Source organism: Microcoleus sp. PH2017_34_RAT_O_A, assembly GCF_020737885.1.
Lineage (GTDB): Bacteria > Cyanobacteriota > Cyanobacteriia > Cyanobacteriales > Microcoleaceae > Microcoleus.
Map to the genome: position 1 here is coordinate 1 of NZ_JAEQDD010000180.1, position 1,897 is coordinate 1,897.

The 1,897-nt window shown below is 47.3% G+C and carries 1 protein-coding gene; it reads left to right on the top strand.

Annotated elements, in window-relative coordinates:
* Positions 1-99: 99 nt before the first annotated feature.
* Positions 100-1,758 (top strand): NAD(P)H-hydrate dehydratase, encoded by a 1,659-nt coding sequence (locus JGK11_RS32340; protein ID WP_293187065.1) that lies wholly within the window; start codon positions 100-102, stop codon positions 1,756-1,758.
* Positions 1,759-1,897: the final 139 nt, after the last annotated feature.

Below are 1,897 nucleotides of genomic sequence, written 5' to 3' on the forward strand. Positions count from 1 at the left end.
TTCTTCCTTCTTCCTTCTTCCTTCTTCCTTCTTCCTTCTTCCTTCTTCCTTCTTCCTTCTTCCTTCTTCCTTCTTCCTTCTTCCTTCTTCCTTCTTCTTATGACTATTCAAAAATTTGTTGTCACCGCCGACCAAATGCGGCAAATAGAAAACAGAATCTTTGCGGCTGGAATGCCCGTAGCAGCTTTAATGGAAAAAGTTGCACTCCTGATTTCTAGACGCATTCAGGTGCTTTTGAGGGAAGAGGGAAGTTCGGCAACGGATTTTGAAACGGATGAAACGGATGTAACGTATAGAAGGAAAAGCGGTGAAGGGCTAAAGATTGTTAATTCTCAATTCCCAGCTATTGGGGTGTTAGTTGGGCCGGGACATAACGGCGGCGATGCTTTGGTTGTGGCCCGCGAATTGCACTTTAAAGGATTCCCAGTAGTTATTTACTGCCCATTTTCTAAACTCAAAGAACTTACCAAAAGTCACGCTGATTATGCGCGTTCTTTAAATATTCCATTTGTTGAGAACATCGAACCGCTGAAAAACTGCGACTTTCTCGTAGATGGTTTATTTGGTTTTGGGTTAGAACGAGAAATCACTAACCCCACAGCCGCCGCGATTGATGAAATCAATAATTTAAACATCCCGATTTTTAGTATAGACATTCCGTCGGGAATCAATACAGATACTGGGGCTGTATTGGGTACGGCAATCCGGGCAAAACATACATTATGTTTGGGATTGTGGAAAATGGCTTTTCTACAAGACAAAGCTTTAGAATATATTGGTAAGTCAGAATTAATTGATTTTGATATTCCCGTTGCAGATATTGCAGCGATATTGGGCAATTTTCCAGCAATACAACGCATTACTAAAGCATCGGCAATTCAGCATTTACCATTACCCCGATCGCCAATTTCGCACAAATACACCAACGGTCACTTACTAATTATTGCAGGTTCGGCCCGTTACAGCGGAGCCGCAATTTTAGCCGCATTGGGAGCAAGAGCCAGCGGAGTCGGAATGCTGTCAATTGCCGTCCCTGAGTCGATTAAACCGATGTTGAGCAGTCATTTACCAGAGGCATTAGTTATAGGATGTCCCGAAACCCCAAACGGTGGCATTAAGGAGTTGCCGGTAGCAATTGATTTGGGTAGCTACGATGCGATCGCCACAGGGCCAGGTCTGACATTGGAAGCCGCGATCGCTGTAGAATCTGTACTGGAGTGCGATCGACCTCTGGTTTTAGATGCCGACGGTTTAAATATCCTCGGTCAACTCGGCACAGTTCCCATTTTGTCGGAACGCCGAGCAGTGACAATTATCACCCCTCACCCGGGCGAATTTAAGCGTTTGTTTCCCGAATTAGCCGGCCTCAGCGGCGATCGAATTGCCGCAACTCAAGCAGCGGCAGAGCTTTGCGGTGCAACAGTATTGCTCAAAGGAGCCAGAGTTTGCATAAGTTGGAAGGAGGATGACGGCGATTCCCTAGGGGATAGCTACGCTTCACGTACCCTTACCTATCTCAATCCCGAAAGCACCCCAGCCCTCGCCAGAGGCGGCAGCGGCGACGTTCTCACCGGCTTGTTAGGGGGATTGTTAGCAAGTGCGATCGCCCGTAAATCCCCCCCCCAAGAAGTGGCAGTAACAGCAGCGTGGTGGCACGCTCAAGCCGGAATCGCCGCAGCCAAAGAACGGACAGAATTAGGTGTAGATGCCTTTACTTTGACACAGTATTTAATTCCTACCTTGCGAGAATTACAGTGAGGGCGATCGGGCGATCGCTGTAATGCTCGCCCATTAGTGCGATCGTTCGGACTTCTGTCCTCGGATTTGGATAAGGACAGAAGTCATCACTACAAACCTCTTGATTTGGTTTGATCGTTCGGACTTCTGTCCTCGGATT

Coding starts and splice junctions, on each gene's coding strand:
- JGK11_RS32340 (WP_293187065.1), top strand. CDS start 100: ATGACTATTCAAAAATTTGTTGTCACCGCCGACCAAATGCGGCAAATA.